The sequence below is a fragment of the Deinococcus indicus genome, from assembly GCF_002198095.1.
Taxonomy (GTDB): domain Bacteria; phylum Deinococcota; class Deinococci; order Deinococcales; family Deinococcaceae; genus Deinococcus; species Deinococcus caeni.
In genome coordinates this window covers 939747-955222 of the sequence record NZ_NHMK01000009.1, presented here as the reverse complement: position 1 = coordinate 955222, position 15476 = coordinate 939747, and the positions used below count along the sequence as shown (strand labels likewise).

13 protein-coding genes are annotated in these 15476 nt (G+C 71.0%); 9 read left to right on the top strand and 4 right to left on the bottom strand.

What is annotated here, in order from left to right; all coding sequences use genetic code 11:
- Positions 1-371 precede the first annotated feature (371 nt).
- The 5 genes from CBQ26_RS07015 to CBQ26_RS06995 all read left to right on the top strand — a co-directional run bounded on the left by CBQ26_RS07015 (position 372) and on the right by CBQ26_RS06995 (position 5749).
- Positions 372-1634: an ABC transporter substrate-binding protein gene (locus CBQ26_RS07015; protein WP_088247822.1), complete on the top strand. Its 1263-nt coding sequence runs from the start codon at positions 372-374 to the stop codon at positions 1632-1634.
- Between the two features lie 139 nt (positions 1635-1773).
- The gene (locus CBQ26_RS07010; RefSeq protein ID WP_088247821.1) at positions 1774-2745 is read left to right on the top strand and encodes a carbohydrate ABC transporter permease; all 972 of its coding nucleotides are present in this window, start codon (positions 1774-1776) and stop codon (positions 2743-2745) included.
- Between the two features lie 3 nt (positions 2746-2748).
- Positions 2749-3627, top strand: coding sequence for a carbohydrate ABC transporter permease (locus CBQ26_RS07005; protein WP_088247820.1), 879 nt, complete (start codon positions 2749-2751; stop codon positions 3625-3627).
- Positions 3628-3690: 63 nt separating this feature from the next.
- Positions 3691-5043: a GH1 family beta-glucosidase gene (locus tag CBQ26_RS07000; RefSeq protein WP_088247819.1), complete on the top strand. Its 1353-nt coding sequence runs from the start codon at positions 3691-3693 to the stop codon at positions 5041-5043.
- A gap of 130 nt (positions 5044-5173) precedes the next feature.
- Positions 5174-5749, top strand: coding sequence for a hypothetical protein (locus CBQ26_RS06995; RefSeq protein ID WP_143341999.1), 576 nt, complete (start codon positions 5174-5176; stop codon positions 5747-5749).
- Positions 5750-5909: 160 nt separating this feature from the next.
- Here the strand turns inward: CBQ26_RS06995 and CBQ26_RS06990 are convergent, their stop codons facing one another.
- Together CBQ26_RS06990 and CBQ26_RS06985 are read right to left on the bottom strand one after the other, a co-directional pair.
- Positions 5910-6560: a glycosyltransferase family 2 protein gene (locus CBQ26_RS06990; protein ID WP_088247817.1), complete on the bottom strand. Its 651-nt coding sequence runs from the start codon at positions 6558-6560 to the stop codon at positions 5910-5912.
- Between the two features lie 48 nt (positions 6561-6608).
- Complete coding sequence (locus tag CBQ26_RS06985; protein WP_191299518.1) at positions 6609-8450, bottom strand: hypothetical protein; 1842 nt, start codon at positions 8448-8450, stop codon at positions 6609-6611.
- Positions 8451-8591: 141 nt separating this feature from the next.
- On the opposite strand from CBQ26_RS06985, the gene CBQ26_RS06980 reads away from it, so the two are divergent.
- The 3 genes from CBQ26_RS06980 (at position 8592) to ftsY (ending at position 12103) form a co-directional block, all read left to right on the top strand.
- Positions 8592-10721, top strand: coding sequence for a protein kinase domain-containing protein (locus CBQ26_RS06980; protein WP_373297119.1), 2130 nt, complete (start codon positions 8592-8594; stop codon positions 10719-10721).
- Positions 10718-10996, top strand: a complete 279-nt coding sequence (locus CBQ26_RS06975) for a glutaredoxin family protein (RefSeq protein ID WP_088247815.1) — start codon at positions 10718-10720, stop codon at positions 10994-10996. The genes CBQ26_RS06980 and CBQ26_RS06975 overlap by 4 nt, the downstream gene beginning before the upstream one ends.
- A gap of 150 nt (positions 10997-11146) precedes the next feature.
- Positions 11147-12103: a signal recognition particle-docking protein FtsY gene (gene ftsY / locus CBQ26_RS06970; protein WP_088247814.1), complete on the top strand. Its 957-nt coding sequence runs from the start codon at positions 11147-11149 to the stop codon at positions 12101-12103.
- 62 nt (positions 12104-12165) lie between these two features.
- On the opposite strand, the gene bshC is transcribed toward ftsY, so the two are convergent.
- Complete coding sequence (gene bshC / locus CBQ26_RS06965) at positions 12166-13731, bottom strand: bacillithiol biosynthesis cysteine-adding enzyme BshC (protein ID WP_088247813.1); 1566 nt, start codon at positions 13729-13731, stop codon at positions 12166-12168.
- A gap of 191 nt (positions 13732-13922) precedes the next feature.
- A complete protein-coding gene (locus CBQ26_RS06960) occupies positions 13923-14597 on the bottom strand; it encodes a Crp/Fnr family transcriptional regulator (RefSeq protein ID WP_088247812.1) in 675 nt (224 codons plus the stop codon).
- Between the two features lie 104 nt (positions 14598-14701).
- On the opposite strand from CBQ26_RS06960, the gene CBQ26_RS06955 reads away from it, so the two are divergent.
- Positions 14702-15460, top strand: coding sequence for a WecB/TagA/CpsF family glycosyltransferase (locus tag CBQ26_RS06955; protein WP_088247811.1), 759 nt, complete (start codon positions 14702-14704; stop codon positions 15458-15460).
- Positions 15461-15476 lie beyond the last annotated feature (16 nt).

Below are 15476 nucleotides of genomic sequence, written 5' to 3'. Positions count from 1 at the left end.
AGAGAAACGCCCCTCCGGACGTGGAGCCGGCAGGGGCGGTGAAGTTCCGGATTGTTGGCGAAACAAACGGCAATCCGTATGAAAGGGCATTCTTGCACCTTCGCGGCGAAAGAGGCGCTTCCAGGCCATCTGAATCGATCTGCACCGCCGGGGGCGGCTCCCGGTGGGCAGGGGAGAGGCGGGGCCATCTTGACAGCGCTTTCAAAAGGCGAGTACAGTAACCCCAAGCAGAACCGAAGATTCAGACCTCCCCTCGTTCACCTGTGAACGAACTGCCCTGTCGCACGCCGCCACGCGCCGCGCGCCTCAGGGCGACACCTGAGCGGTCTGCCACGGCCCCGACCCGCCCCCCACCCCACGGAGGAACCACCATGCGTCAACTGCCCCGCCTGACCCTCACCCTGACCGCCGTTCTCTGCGCCGCCCTCGGGAACGCCAGCGCCCAGAAGACCACCCTGACCGTCGGCGTCTTCCCGGACCTCGACAGCGTCGTCAAGGCCGCACTGCCCGGCTTCAACAAGCTCTACCCGAACATCACGGTCAAGATCAACTCGCTGGCCTACGCCGACCACCACACCGCCCTGACCACCGCGCTCTCCACCGGCAAGGGCGCGGCCGACGTGGTCGCCATCGACTTCGGGTACGTCGCCCGCTTCGCCGAAGGCAACGGCCTGGTCGACATCAGCAAGGCCCCCTACAACGCCGGGCAGTTCCGTAACCAGTTCGTGGCGTACACCTACCCGCAGGCCATGACCCAGGACGGCCGCATGGTCGGCATGCCCACCGACATCGGCCCCGGCGCGATGTTCTACCGCACCGACATGCTCAAGAAGGCCGGCGTGAGCGCCGCCTCCCTGAACGCCAGCTGGGAAAGCTACATCAGCAACGGCCGCAAGGTCGTCGCCGCCAACCCCGGCTCGTTCCTGATCCCCGACGCCGGACAGGCCGCGCAGATCATCATCCGCACCGGCCTCAAGAGCGGCGAGGGCCTGTTCTTCGACAAGAGCAACAACGTCCTGGTCGATCCCAAGAACCCCCGCTTCGTGCGCGCCTTCACCATCGCCAAGCAGATCCGCGACGCGAAACTCGACGCCCGCGCCGGCGGCGCCTTCAGCCCCGAGTGGACCACCGCCTTCCAGAAAGGCAACCTCGCCACCGAGTTCAGCGGCGCGTGGCTGGTCGGGCACATGCAGAACTGGCTCGCCAAGGACTACAGCGGCAAGTGGGCCTCGCAGCAGCTGCCGGGCAACACCTTCGCCAGCTGGGGCGGCTCCTTCTACGGCATTCCCCAGCAGAGCCAGAACAAGACCGAAGCCTGGGCATTGATCAAGTACCTGACCACCAACAAGGACCAGCAGGTCCTGGCGTTCAAGACCACCGGCGCCTTCCCCGCGCTGCGCTCCGCCGCGAACGACCCCGTCTTCAACGAGGGCGTGCCGTACCTGAACGGCCAGAAGGCCCGCGTGCTGTGGCGTCAGGCGGCCCTGAAGATCCAGCCGCTGGACGTGAACAAACTCGACCCCATCGCCGAACAGATCGTGAACGACGCCCTGAACAGCGTCCTGGACGGCAGCAAGGACATCACGGGCGCCCTGACCGAGGCGAAGAACCTGATCACCCGCCGCGCCCGCTGAACCAGACCGGCGAGGGGCAGGTCCGTTCGCCCATTCAGAGGCGCCGGACCTGCCCCCGCGCGTTCCGCCCGGCCCCGCCCCCGCACCCCCGCCCGAGCGCCGCGCCGCCTGAACAGCACAGGCCCTGGAGACCACAGGCATGCAAGCAACCCTGAAACCACCCAAACCCCGCCGCCGCCCCAGCTGGAGCGACTTCCAGCGGCGGTACGCGCCGTACCTGTTCATCAGCCCGTTCTTCATCCTGTTCTTCGCGTTCGGTCTGTTCCCGATCGTGTTCAACGCGTACCTGAGTTTCCACCAGTGGCAGCCCGGCACCGGCCTGGGCGAGATGAAGTTCGTGGGCCTGCGCAACTACACCGACAACCTGACCGACCCGACCTTCTGGCAGTCCCTGAAGAACACCGCCATCCTGGCGCTGCTCTCGGGCCTGCCGCAGCACCTGATCGCCATTCCGCTGGCCTTCGCCATCCAGGGCGGCCTGCGGCGCATGCAGAACTTCGTGACCGCCGTGTACTTCCTGCCGTACATCACGTCCATCGTGGCGATCTCGGTGATCTTCTTCACGCTGTTCTCGTGGCAGTACGGCGTGATCAACTCGGTCCTGAACGCCCTGAGCGGCCTGCCGCTGATCGGCGCGCTGTTCCCCTCCGAGAAGATCAACTGGCTGGGCGAGAAGGAATACGTGCAGAGCGCGGTCGCCATGGTCGTCGTGTGGCGCTACACCGGCTGGAACATGCTGCTGTACCTCAGCGGCCTGCAGGCCATCCCGCGCGAACTGTACGAGGCGGCCAGCGTGGACGGCGCCACCCGCGCCCAGCAGTTCCGGTACATCACGCTGCCCCTGCTGCGGCCCATCATGTTCATCGCCGTGACCCTCAGCCTGATCGGCGGCCTGCAACTGTTCGAGGAGCCGTTCATCCTGACCAACGGCAGCGGCGGCGCCGGACAGGCCGGCCTGACCACCGTGATGTACATGTACCGCACCTACGCCTCGTACTCCGACGCCGGCGTGGCGGCCGCCATGTCCTGGCTGCTGTTCATCGTGATCGGCGTGCTGACCCTCGTGAACAACCGCGCCTTCGGCCGCAGCGGCCTTGCCGGAAGGGACTGACCTATGACCACCGCCCCCATCCCCGACCGTCCGGCCACCCGCCCCGCACGCCGCGCCCCCACCCTGGACGGCAAACGCCTCGCCGCGTACGCCCTGATCGCCCTGGGCGCCGTGCTGACCATCGCCCCGTTCTACTTCATGTTCGTGTTCGCCACGCACACCCGCAGCGACATCTTCCAGCTGCCGCCGCCCACCTGGTTCGGCAGTAACCTCGACGAGAACTACCGCAACCTCGTGGAACGGGTCCCGTTCTGGCGCAACCTCTGGAACAGCCTGTACCTCGCGGTCCTGACCACCGGTTTCACGCTGTTCTTCTGCACGCTCGCCGGGTACGCCTTCGCGATGTTCTCCTTCAAGGGCCGCGAGGTGCTGTTCGGACTGCTGCTGGCCACCATGCTGATTCCCGGCACGCTGAACATCGTCCCGTACGCCCTGATCATGCAGGCGCTGGGCTGGATCGACCAGCCGCGCGCCCTGTGGGTGCCGGGCATGGCGAGCGCCTTCGGGATCTTCCTGATGCGTCAGTACATCGGCAGTTCCATCCCGCGCGAACTGGTCGAGGCGGCCCGCATCGACGGCGCCACCGAATTCGGCATCTTCCGCCGCGTGATCGTCCCGCTGACCGGTCCCGCCATGGCCACCCTGGGCCTCGTGACCTTCGTGCAGTCCTGGAACGGCTTCCTGGGGCCGCTGATCATCTTCCGCACCGCCGAGACGTACACCGCCCCCCTGGCGCTGCGCTCCATGCAGGGCATCGCCAACACCGACTGGGGCGCCCTGATGTGCGGCGTCGCCCTGACCGTCGTGCCGCTGCTGATCCTGTTCGCCCTGGCCTCCCGCCAGCTGATCGAGGGTCTGACCGCCGGCGCCACCAAGGGCTGAACTGCGCCCTGCCCGGCCCGCCATTCCCACCGCCGCTGCCCGCGCCGCACAGGAGTACCTGACATGACGAACACCCTGACCGACACCCCGACCCCCGCCGCCCGCGCCGCCGCCCTGACCCGCCGCGACTTCCCCGCCGGATTCGTGTTCGGCGTCGCCACCAGCTCGTACCAGATCGAGGGGGCCGCGCACGAGGACGGCCGCAGCCCCAGCATCTGGGACGTGTTCTGCGCCCAGCCCGGCCGCATCAGCGACGGCAGCAGCGGCGCGGTCGCCTGCGACCACTACCACCGCTGGGAACAGGACCTCGACCTGATCGCCGCGCTGGGCGTCGACGCCTACCGCTTCAGTGTCGCGTGGCCCCGCGTCGTTCCCGCCGGACGCGGCCCCGTGAACCCGGCCGGTCTGGACTTCTACGAACGCCTGACCGATGGCCTGCTCGCGCGCGGCGTGCAGCCGCACGTCACGCTGTACCACTGGGACCTGCCCGCCACCCTGCAGGACCAGGGCGGCTGGACCAACCGCGACACCGCCTACGCCTTCGCCGAGTACTCGGCCGCCGTCGCCGCGCGCCTGGGCAACCGCGTCGCCAGCTACGCCACCCTGAACGAACCGTGGTGCTCCTCGGTCCTCAGCTACGAGATCGGCGAGCACGCCCCCGGCACCCGCGACCGCGCCGCCGCCCTGAGCGCCGCGCACCACCTGCTGCTGGGCCACGGCCTCGCCATGCCCGAGATCCGCCGTCACGCGCCGCAGTCGCAGGCGGGCATCGTCCTGAACCTCGGCCCGCAGGAGAGCGCCAGCGACCGCCCCGAGGACATCCTGGCCGCCCGGCAGGCCGACGGCCGCTTCAACCGCTGGTTCCTGGACCCCCTGCTGCGCGGCGAGTACCCGGCCGACACCTGGGCCGACGTGGGCGCCGACGCGCCCCCCGTCCAGGACGGCGACCTGGAACTCATCCGCGTTCCCAACGACTTCCTGGGCGTGAACTACTACTCGCGCGGCGTGATCGGCGCGCAGGGCGGCGTGCTGCCCGAAGGGGCCAGCGTGACCGACATGGGCTGGGAGATCCACCCGCAGGGCCTGACCGACCTGATGCTGCGCCTGAACGCCGACTACCCGAACCTGCCGCCCATCTACATCACCGAGAACGGCGCCGCCTTCGCCGACGAACGCAGCGGCGACCGCGTTCACGACCCGCGCCGCACCGAGTTCCTCAGCACCCACCTGAACGCCCTGCTGAACGCCAGTCAGGCCGGCGTGGACATACGCGGGTACTTCGCGTGGTCCCTGATGGACAACTTCGAGTGGGCGTACGGCTACCAGAAGCGCTTCGGGCTGGTGTACGTCGACTACACCACCCAGGAACGCCTGCTGAAAGACAGCGCCCTGTGGTACCAGGCCTTCCTGAAATAATCCCCGGCACGGCCCGAGTGGCCTCTCATACGGACTCCGATTGAATGGGCTGCAAAGCCCGTTCAATCCGAGTCCGTATCATCCCGTTCTGTCAGGCGCGGGTGAGAGGACTGCACTACTCTGGAACGCGATGCCCGCTTCTGCCCGATCCGCCCCCCGCCTCGCCCGGTTGTTCCCGCTGGCCGCCCTGCTGTGGCAGGGTGCGCTGGGCGCGCCGCCCGTGGACCCCAACTACTACCCGCACCGCCCCGGCACCCGCTGGACGTACTCCAGCGGAGAGACCCAGATCGTCGGGGCGGCCCTCACGCACCGGGGCGTGCGGGTGGTGCCGGTCAGTCACCAGTACGGGAGCACCACCTACACCCAGGACCTGATCGAACACCGCGCGGACGGCAGCGTATGGCTGCGCGGCGTGAACGCCGGGGGCCGCCTGACCTGGTACGCCTCGCCGCTGAACGTCTACCCGCCCGGCCCGCTGTCGCCCGGCCAGAGCTGGACCGGCAGCGCCGGCACCCTCCGCACCCGCTCGACCGTGACCGGCGTGACCCCGCTGAAACTCGCGGGCGGCACCTTCAACACCCTGACCATCCGCACCGAGACGACGGCGGGCGGGAAGGTCAGCGTGCAGACCACCTACTTCGTGCCCACCGTGGGCGTCGTGCGGTACCAGACGGCGGACGGCAGCGTCATCGACCTGCTGCGCTGACAGCGGTTTCCAGTTCCATTGAAGGGCCAACAGCACGCCCTTCAATTCCACTTCCAACCGCTGGTGTGAACGGCTTCTCGCTTTGCTCGTTTCAGGGGTGTTGAGGGAACCCCTCAACACCCCTGAAAACCGCTGTGAGTAGCCCGGCCGGGGGCCGCGTTCAGGGTTTGCGGCGGCGTACCCCGTAGGTCAGCAGCGAGGCGTACATGCGGGTGCGGGCGGTCGCGCCGCGCCAGAACCCGCGTTTCTTCTCCTTGACGACCTGCGCCACGTTCGGCAGCTCCACGTACGCCCAGCGCGCCCCCGTGACCTTCAGGTGCCGGGTGATCGCCGGTTCCGGCCAGCGTTCCTGATCCAGTCCCGGCACGCCCAGCAGCCACTGGCGGCGGCAGGCGCGCTGCCCGCTCAGGTGCGGCGTGAGCTTGTTGCCCCAGTCGGTCACGAACCCCCCGCCCTCGAACACGCCGATACTCATGTCCAGCCGGCCCTCCTGCACGGGCGCAGCCAGCGTCTGCAGGTGCGCGGCGCTCAGGCCGGTCAGGTCCGCGTCGAGCAGCACGACCAGATCGGCGGTCGTGGCCTGCAACGCCGCGAGCAGCGCCGCGCCCTTCCCGCCGTTCTGCGTGAGTTCCACGACCCGCGCCCCGGCGTCCCGCGCGGCCTGGGCCGTGTCGTCACTGCTGCCGTCGGAGGCGACGACCACGTCCGGCGTGAACTCCAGCGCCACCCTGACCACGGCCCCGACCGTGTCCTGCTCGTTGAACGCCGGAATCAGAACGGCCAGGGAGGGAGAACGCGACACCGCAGACATGCTGCCCATGGTAAGCGACGGCGGCCCCGCGTGGCGTCTGCCCGCCGGTCAGTGCAGCGAGGGGGGTTCGGCCCGCACCTGCAGGTCCGGGCGGATCACGTCGAGCGCCTCGTCGTGCCCGGCCGCCGCGGCCAGCCAGCTGCCGTGCCGCACCAGGATCACGTTCAGGTCCGGGACGCGCACCACCAGCAGGTCCTGCAGGATCATGGGCGCGTGGCCGGGAATCACGACGGCCAGCTCGGACTTGTAGTCCATCCGCAGCGTCACGGACCGCGTGCCCGCCTGGAGGGTCAGGGGCGCGTCCCCGAGCTGCACGCTGAGGAACGCGCCGCTGTCGGGCAGTTCGAAGGTCTCGCCCGACAGCGGTTCGGGCAGCGTCTCGGGACTGCGCAGCGCCACGTGCAGCGCCTCGTGCAGGCGGCGGCCCAGCAGCGGATGCATCCCGAGTGCGTCGGCGGCCGCGTGGAAGGCCTGCGCGGCCTGCACGGGGTCCGTGCGCGACAGGCGCACCATCAGCGACTCCACGCCCTTACGCGCGAAGGCCAGCAGGGCGTCCGGGGTGGCGTCGTGGTACTTGCGGGCCGACGCGCCCTGCAGGGACGGCAGGTCCAGCGCCGCGCCGCGCAGCAGTTGCGCGGCGGCGCGGGCCAGCCGCAGGAACACGAACTCGCCGCCCGGATCCAGCAGCAGCGACACGGCCCGCCCCAGCGCCGCCCGCCGACCCAGTTCCAGCGCCGCCTGACTTTCCAGGCGCAGCATCAGGTAGTCGCCGCTGACGAAGGCGCGCAGCTGCGTGTCGGGCAGTGCGATGCTCTGCGGGCCGTCCGGGGCGTCCCGCGAGGGCCGCAGCAGCGCCACCTGACCGCCCACCTGCATCTGCCAGTTCTTCCCGATGGGCTGCCACAGCAGGTCCAGGCCGCGCCAGCGGGCCGCCTGCCCCCCGCGCAGGTGAACGACCAGCACGTCGGCTCCCTCGTCCGGGCCGCGCATGGCGGTCGCGGGGTGCCGGGCGTACAGCACGCTGCCGTGCGGCACGACCCCCAGCGTCGGGAGGGGCGCGGCGGCCATCAGCGGTTCCAGGAACTCGGTGACGCTGCGCGCCGCCGCGCGGATCGCGGGCCGCTCGCGCGGGTCGCGCGGCATGGGGTACTCGGCCCTGAGGGCGCGGATCAGGGCGTCGCGCGCCCCGGCGGCCAGCGGTTCGCGCTCGGCCGCTTCCAGGCGCGCGGCGAGGACGTCCTCGTCCGGGTGGCGCGGGAACGGTTCGGCCGCCACCTGCGACAGGGCCGTCCGGACCCGCTGCCGGCCCGTGTCGGTCAGCAGCAGGTTCGACAGCGCGCCCGCGAGGTTCTGCACGACTTCCGGGTCGTGCAGGTCCATCAGCGGGTCGTGCGCGGCCGGGACCGGCACGGCCGGACCAGTGCCGGCCCCGGCCCGCTCGGCGTTCTCCGTGACCGTGAACAGCACCCGCAGGCGCGCCAGGGTCGCCTCGCGCTGCCAGCGCAGCGCCTGTTCCCGCACCTGCCGGGCCGCCTGGTGGTGCCAGGCGAGCAGTTGCAGTTCCTCCCAGGCACGCGACTCGTCCGTCTCGGTGGTGGCCGGCGCTTCCCAGGTGCTCGGGCCGCCGAAGCCCGCCCGGACCGGTTCGGGCGGCCGGTCGGCCTTCTGCGCGGCGCGGTACTGCCGGTCGGCCTCGATCAGGCGGCGCAGCAGCGTGGGTTCCAGTGGCGCCTGCAGCAGCTCCTCGCGCAGCAGGCCCAGCGAGCGGCGCCCGCCACGCGGAACGCGGCCGGCCAGCGCGTCGGCGACCTTGTACTCGAACAGCTCGGTCAGTTCGGTCCAGTAGGTGGTCGTCACGCGCGCCCGCCGCTGGCCGCAGTGGTGAGGCACGGGTTCAGGACAGTGGGCATCCCGTCCAGTATGCCGCATGGACCGCCGCGCGCGCCGCGCGGTCGCCGGGGGTTCCGGGCGGGCGGCGCGCCGTGGGAGGCGCAACCTGTAAGCTCCGCGCAAGGCCGGCCCTGTATAACTGTGGGTAATGTTCCCGCTGCTTTCCTTCCCACGCCCGGCCGGTACGTCACCGTGATCGCGCTGCTGCTCGTGCCCCTGTTCGTGGTGGGCGTCCTGCTGACCGTCCGCGCCCCGGAACGCGCGCTGAGCGTGGTGGCGGCGGCAGCGGCCGTCCTGCTGCTGCTGCTGGTCGCGGGCCTCGCGCTGACCTCGCAGGGCGGCCCGCCCAGCCTGGAGAACCTGAACCGCGCGCAGGGCGTGCTGGCCGTCACGGCGTTCGTGCTGGTCACGGCCGCCTTCCGCCTGGGCCGCGTCGTGATGCCCAGCCTGGACCGGCCGGGCCGCGCGCCCGCCCAGAAGCCCGTGCGGGTGCAGCGCACGTCGACGCCCGTCCCGCCGTCCCGCCGCCCCACGACCACCCAGACCGTCTCAGACCTGCGCTTTCAGGAGTACGAGGTCCTCGACCGGGTCGGGATCGGCGGGATGGGCAGCGTGTACCGCGCCCGCCGCCGCCAGGACGGCCGCGTGGTCGCCCTGAAGGTCCCGCAGGACAAGTACCTCGCGGACGCCAAGTTCGTCAAACGCTTCTACCGCGAGGCGGAAGTCCTCAAGCGCTTCAACCACCCGAACATCGTGCGGGTGTACGACTACCGCATGCAGGACCCCGAGCATTACATCGCCATGGAATTCCTGGACGGCGACAGCCTCGAGGCGCTGCTGGAGAGCCGCACCCTGAGCTTCCACGAGGGCACCCAGCTGATCCGCGCGCTCGCCGACGCCCTGCGGCACATCCACATGCAGAACGTCGTTCACCGCGACATCAAACCCGCCAACGTGATGGTCCTCAAGAACGCCTTCACGGACGGCGTGCTGCGCGACGGCGGCGTGAAACTCATGGACTTCGGCATCGCGGTCGGGAAGGTCCTGACCCGCCTGACCATGACCGGCGCGCGCGTCGGCACGCCCATCTACATGGCCCCCGAACAGGCCAAGGGCAACCGCGTGGACGCCCGCAGCGACGTGTACTCGCTGGGCCTGCTCGCCTACGAGATGGTCACCGGCCACACCGCCTTCAAGGGCAGCTACGAGGCCGTGGTTCACCAGCAGGTGTTCGAGACGCCCAAACCGCCCAAGCAGGTGCGGCTGGAAGTGCCGGGCAAACTGAACGACCTGATCCTGAACATGATCGAGAAGGACCCCGCCCAGCGCCCCACCCTGGACGACGTGATCGCCCGCATCGACGCCGGCGTCCTGACCGACGAGGTCTTCAACGACCCCATCGCGCTCGCCATGAGCGTGCAGGAGAAACGCGGCACGCTGCGCCTGCTGGACCTGAAAGGCAAACTGCGCGCCAGCCTGCGCGACCAGACCGGCGGCGCGCAGGGTCTGCCCGGCACGCCCAACGCCATGACCGGCGACCCGGAAGGAAACCTGTACGTCACGCTGCTCGACTACCGCCAGGGCAAGGCCGGCGCGCTGGTGCGCAAACTCGGGCCAGACGGCGCGGAACTCCTGAGCTTCGGTCCCTACGGCCTGAACGAGGGCGAACTGCTGCAACCCGTCGGGATCGCCGCCGCGCAGGGGCAGGTGTTCGTGCTGGACGCCGAGGCGCATCAGGTCGTGGTGTTCGACGCCCTGGGCCGCTTCGTCCGCCGCTTCGGCGGGCGCGGCCAGGGCCTGGGCCGCTTCGAGAAACCCAGCGGGATCGTCGCCGCGCCCGACGGGCACGTCTACGTCCTGGACACCGGCAACCACGAGGTGCAGCGCTTCAGCGCGCAGGGCGAGTACCTCAGCCGTTACGCCTTCCGCCTGGACCGCAACAGCGACAGCCTGCGCCCCCTGGAAGGCCTGGGCGTGGACCAGTTCGGCGCGGTGTACATCGTGGACAGCGTGGCCCGCAAGGTCCGCAAGATCGAGGCGGACGGCACGCCGGGCCTCACCTTCGCCATGGAAACCCTGGTCGGCGAACCCACCGAGGCCCCCTGGCTGATCCAGGTCGGCCCGGACGGTCAGATCTTCGCGGTGCGTCAGGGCGGGCAGGTGCTGCGGACCTTCTCCAGCGTCGGCGACCTGCTCTCCTCGAACGACATGTACGCCCCGGTGCAGGCCATGAGCATCCTGAGCCGCCCCGCCGTCCTGGAACCCGCGTGAGCACCCCCCCACCCACGCCCCCCACGCTGCCGACCCTGACCCTGTACACCCGCCCCGGCTGCCACCTGTGCGAACAGGCCGCCGACCACCTCGCCCGCCTGGAATTCCGGGTGCAGAGCGTGAACGTGGACCTCGACCCGCACCTGCGCGCCCTGCACGGCGACCACGTACCCGTCCTGGCCCTCGGGGACCGCGTCCTGGGGCGTGGCGCGTTCAGCCGCGCGCGCCTGAGCACCCTGAAACTCGCCCTGATCCGCGAGTATCTGCACAGCTGATCCGGTCCCCACGGCCCACTCTCACACCGGGAGGGGGCCTGTTCTGGCGTGCCCCGGCGGAATGCGGCGGCCCGAACCGTCGCGGATGCAGGCGGGACGCTATGGTAGACGCATGAACGTCATCCCCACCCCCCCCACCGGAGCGCGCGCGTGAGCTGGCTCGAACGCCTGCGCGACGGGCTCAGCAAGACCCGCCAGCAGATCAACTCCACCGCCGGCTTCCTCGGACAGGACGTCCGGGACGTCGTCACCAACCGCCTCGACACCATCGAGGACCTCGAGTACGCCCTGATCGCCGCCGACGTGGGCCGCGCCGCCACCGAGGACATCCTCGAGGACATCCGCCGCGCCGAGGGCAAGAACCTCCAGCAGGCGCTGATGGACGCCCTGACCCTGCAACTCGAACCCGACGCGCGCCGCGCCGAATTCCGCAAGCTCGGCTTCGCGCCCGACGCGCGGCGCACCGGCGTGGACCCCAAGGGGCACGTGGTCATGATCATCGGCGTGAACGGCGTCGGCAAGACCACCACCATCGCCAAACTCGGCCAGTACTACATGAACCGCGGCAAGAGCGTCATGTTCGCCGCCGGGGACACCTTCCGCGCCGCCGCCGGCGCGCAACTCGGCGAGTGGGGCGAACGCCTCGGCATTCCCGTCGTGCAGGGCACCGACGGAGGCGACCCCGCCGCCGTCGCCTTCGACGGCGCCAGCGCCCGCGCCGCGCGCGGCACCGACCTGCTGTTCATCGACACCGCCGGCCGCCTCCACAACAAGCACAACCTGATGGAGGAACTCAAGAAGGTCCGCCGCGTCGTCGAGAAGGCAGACCCGGCCGAACCCGCCGAGACGTGGCTGGTCCTGGACGCGGTCACCGGCCAGAACGGCCTGCAACAGGCCAAGAAATTCCACGAGGCCACCCCCCTGACCGGCGTGATCGTCACGAAACTCGACGGCACCGCCAAGGGCGGCATCCTGGTCGCCATCGTCCGCGAACTCGGCGTGCCCATCAAGTTCATCGGCGTGGGCGAACAGGCCGATGATCTGCAACCCTTCGACAGCCAGGAATTCGTGCGCGCCCTGTTCGACGTGAACATCCCGCGCGAGTAAAGAACTGGCAAGGCAGGCGGGCGGCCCGGTCGGATGGGGCTGCCCGCCTTGCGTCTGGAACTTCAGGGAATGTCGAGTTCGCCCTGCCAGCCGGCCGGGAGGTCCAGCAGCTGGCGCAGGGGCGTGTCGCCGTGCTTGAGCAGGAAGGTCAGGAAGTTCATCTCGCGTTCCTGCGGCGCGCCGTTCGGGAGCAGGTGGGCTTTCAGGCGGGTCAGCTGGCCGCTGCGGTCGTTCTCGGCGCGGGCCAGGGCGCGCGCAGCGAGGTGTTGCAGGTGCGCCACGCGGGCGGTGGTGCGGGCGCGGGTCCGCTGGGCGGCGCCGTGCAGGGTGGGGTCCAGGGCGGCCAGTTCGCCGGTCAGGGCGAGCAGCTCGGCGTCCAGCGCGGCCAGTCGCTCGGCGCTGGCGGCGGCCGCACCCCGCTCGGCGGCCAGGGCGCGGCCCAGCACGCCGTCCGGGTCGGCCTGCACCTGCGCGGCCGTGGCGTTCAGGCGGCCCAGCAGGCGGCGCACGTTCGGTTCGACCCAGGTGACGCTCAGGCGCGGCCACAGCAGCGGCTGCCCCAGCCCGTGCAGCGGGTACACGTCCCGCAGCTGCGCGCCGTACGCGATCTCGCCCGGCCCGACCACGAAGGCCAGGGTGGGCAGCAGCGCGTCCTGCACGGCGGGGCGCAGGCCGGCGGCGGGCGTGAGGCGGCTGGGATCGCCGGCCAGCGCGGCCAGCAGGTCCGCGCGCGAGTACGTGGCGTGGTCGGTGCTGAAGGTGCGGCCGTCGAAGCGCAGCAGGCGGCGCTGCCCGTCACCTTCCTCGATGAACAGGTTGGTCGCTCCGGCCGGGCGGCGCAGTTGAGGCACGAACCCGTCGGCTTCCAGGCGGGCGGCGGCCGCCTCGATGGCCTCGCTGGACGCCAGCGGGCGTTCCAGTTCGCGGGCCAGGGTGGGGGCCATCAGGGCGGCCAGGGCCGGGTGCAGCGGGTCCAGGACCAGCAGGCCCGCCGGGGCCAGCAGTCCGTGAATCAGGCGGGCGAACACGTCGGCGTAACTGCCTGCACCGGCCGGTCCGTTCACCGCGCGCTCGAAGCGGGCGCGGACGGCCGCCACGTGCGCGGCGGGCGCCTCGAAGGCGTCGAGCAGCGCGTGCACCTGCGCCGTCCACTCCGCGCGCCACGGCACGCGCCCGACCGGCACGCCCTGCGGCACGTCCAGCGTCAGGCGGTGCAGGCGCTCGGCGAGGTCCAGCAGGGTGGTGCCCGCCACCTCGGCGGCGTCGTGATCCTGACTGGCGATCCAGTACACGGCGACCACCGGGGCGTCCTCGCGGTCCTCCTGGCGGGCCAGCAGCGCCGCGTCGGCGGCCTTGTGCACCGAGTACGCCGGGCCGGTCAGCGCGCCCGCCTGCTGCCCGGTCACGACCACGCGGGACGCCGGGTGCGCCAGCCGCTCCAGCGCCGAGTGCGCGTGGGTGTCCAGCGTGCCCAGGTCGCGGTGGTACGCGCGCAGGGCCTCTGCCAGCGCGGCGCGGTCCACGTCGCTGCGGGTCTCGGCGCGGGCCTGCGCCAGCGCCCCTGCGGGCAGGCGGAAGTACGCCTGCATGCCACCGTTCCTGAATTCCGCTCCTGCGTTCCGCGCCATTGTTCTTCCTTCCGCCCGGCGCCCCGTGGTCGCGGCGCGGGCCGTCCCCGGCGTCTGCCGGGGCGCGTGCGGTGCCCTTCCTGTCCGGTCGACCCGGTTCGTACGGCAACGGGACCCACACTACACTGACTGTCACACCACACTGTGAAGTAAAGCCGACGGACCGGACCCCGTCCCGCCGCCGCCGGCCCTCAGCGCAGCGGTTCGCGCGTCGCGCGTTGCAGACCCTCACGGTCGGTCAGGATGATCCGCCGGTACCCGAGGTCCAGCAGGCCGCGCGTGCGGAAGTCACCCAGCAGTTTCGTGATCGTCTCACGCGTGCTGCCCACCACGTGCGCCAGATCCTGGTGCGACACCCGGTCGCGCAGCGCGTGCGACCCGCCCTCCGGCCAGGGGCCCTCGCGCTCGGCGAGGTTCAGCAGCGCCAGCGCCAGCCGCTGCGACACCTCCAGGAACACCAGACCCGAGAGGCGTTCCTGCACGCCGCGCGTCTGCCGGGTGATCTGCTCGGTCAGGGCCACGCCCACCGCCGGGTGCGCCTGCGTGACGCGGTGCAGGGTGTCCTGCCCCAGCATCAGCGCCTCGGTGTCGTCCATCGCCTCGGCGTACACGCCGCAGCGTTCGCCGGGAATCAGGGACATCACGCCCAGCAGGGAACCGGGACCGTGGACGTCCAGCGTGACCTCACGCGCGCCGGACCCCAGGCGGTACAGCCGCACGGACCCCCGCGTGACGATGTACAGCGTCTCGGCCGGGTCCTCCGGGTGGTACAGCAGTTCGGCGCGGGTCCAGCGTCCCAGCCGTCCAGCCGCGACCACCTGCGCCTGAGCGTCCGCAGGTAAAGCACCGAAAGCACCGGGCAACATGCGTAGCAGTATGCCGTACCGGCGTCCCCCACGCGCAAGCCCACCCGCCAGTCCCGGCGAGCGCCCCCCCCGGCCCGCCCAACTGCTCTACAATCCGCGACAGCATGACCAACCCGGACCCCACCCAGCGACTGACCCTGTTCGACCTGCCGCTGGACAACATCACACTGGACGCCACCCTGGACCGTCTGGGCGACTGGATCTACCGCGCCCCGCGCGCCCCGCACACCGTCGTGACCCTGAACCCCGAGTTCATCGTGCAGTCACGCACCCAGCCGGACTTCGTGACGGCCATGCAGGTCGCGGACCTCGTGACCGCCGACGGCGTGGGCATCGTGTGGGCCGCGCGGCAACTGTGCGCGCAGGAGGTGCCGCGCGCGCCGGGCTTCGACATCGTGCAGGGCCTCATGAAACGCCACGGCGCGGACCTGCGCGTGTTCTTCCTGGGCGCCAAGCCCGGCGTGGCCGAGGTCGCCGCGCAGAACGCCGCGCGTGACTACGGCATTCAGGTGGCGGGCATCCACCACGGATACTTCGACCTGCCCGAGGATCAGCGGGTCGCGGAACTCGTGCGCGACAGCGGCGCCGACCTCGTCCTGACCGCCATGGGCGCCGGACGGCAGGAGACCTTCAACCAGTACTGGCGGCAGGTCATGAACACCCCGGTCATGATCGGCTGCGGCGGCGTGATCGACGTGCTGGCTGGCACCGCCGACCTCGCGCCCGCCTGGACGCGCCGCATGGGCGTCGAGTGGATCTGGCGGGTCGCCGGGGACCGCAAACGCTGGAACCGTGCGCCGCGCCTCGCGAAGTTCGTGCAGATGGTCCGCGCCGAGAAACGCCGCGCCGCCCGCGCCGGCTGACTCACCCGCGAGCCCC

What these genes read in the sequence shown, in the direction of transcription:
- CBQ26_RS07015 (WP_088247822.1), top strand. Translation starts at nt 372, where the DNA reads ATGCGTCAACTGCCCCGCCTGACCCTCACCCTGACCGCCGTTCTCTGC.
- CBQ26_RS07010 (WP_088247821.1), top strand. Translation starts at nt 1,774, where the DNA reads ATGCAAGCAACCCTGAAACCACCCAAACCCCGCCGCCGCCCCAGCTGG.
- CBQ26_RS07005 (WP_088247820.1), top strand. Translation starts at nt 2,749, where the DNA reads ATGACCACCGCCCCCATCCCCGACCGTCCGGCCACCCGCCCCGCACGC.
- CBQ26_RS07000 (WP_088247819.1), top strand. Translation starts at nt 3,691, where the DNA reads ATGACGAACACCCTGACCGACACCCCGACCCCCGCCGCCCGCGCCGCC.
- CBQ26_RS06995 (WP_143341999.1), top strand. Translation starts at nt 5,174, where the DNA reads ATGCCCGCTTCTGCCCGATCCGCCCCCCGCCTCGCCCGGTTGTTCCCG.
- CBQ26_RS06990 (WP_088247817.1), bottom strand. Translation starts at nt 6,560, where the DNA reads ATGTCTGCGGTGTCGCGTTCTCCCTCCCTGGCCGTTCTGATTCCGGCG.
- bshC (WP_088247813.1), bottom strand. Translation starts at nt 13,731, where the DNA reads ATGGCGCGGAACGCAGGAGCGGAATTCAGGAACGGTGGCATGCAGGCG.
- CBQ26_RS06960 (WP_088247812.1), bottom strand. Translation starts at nt 14,597, where the DNA reads ATGTTGCCCGGTGCTTTCGGTGCTTTACCTGCGGACGCTCAGGCGCAG.
- CBQ26_RS06955 (WP_088247811.1), top strand. Translation starts at nt 14,702, where the DNA reads ATGACCAACCCGGACCCCACCCAGCGACTGACCCTGTTCGACCTGCCG.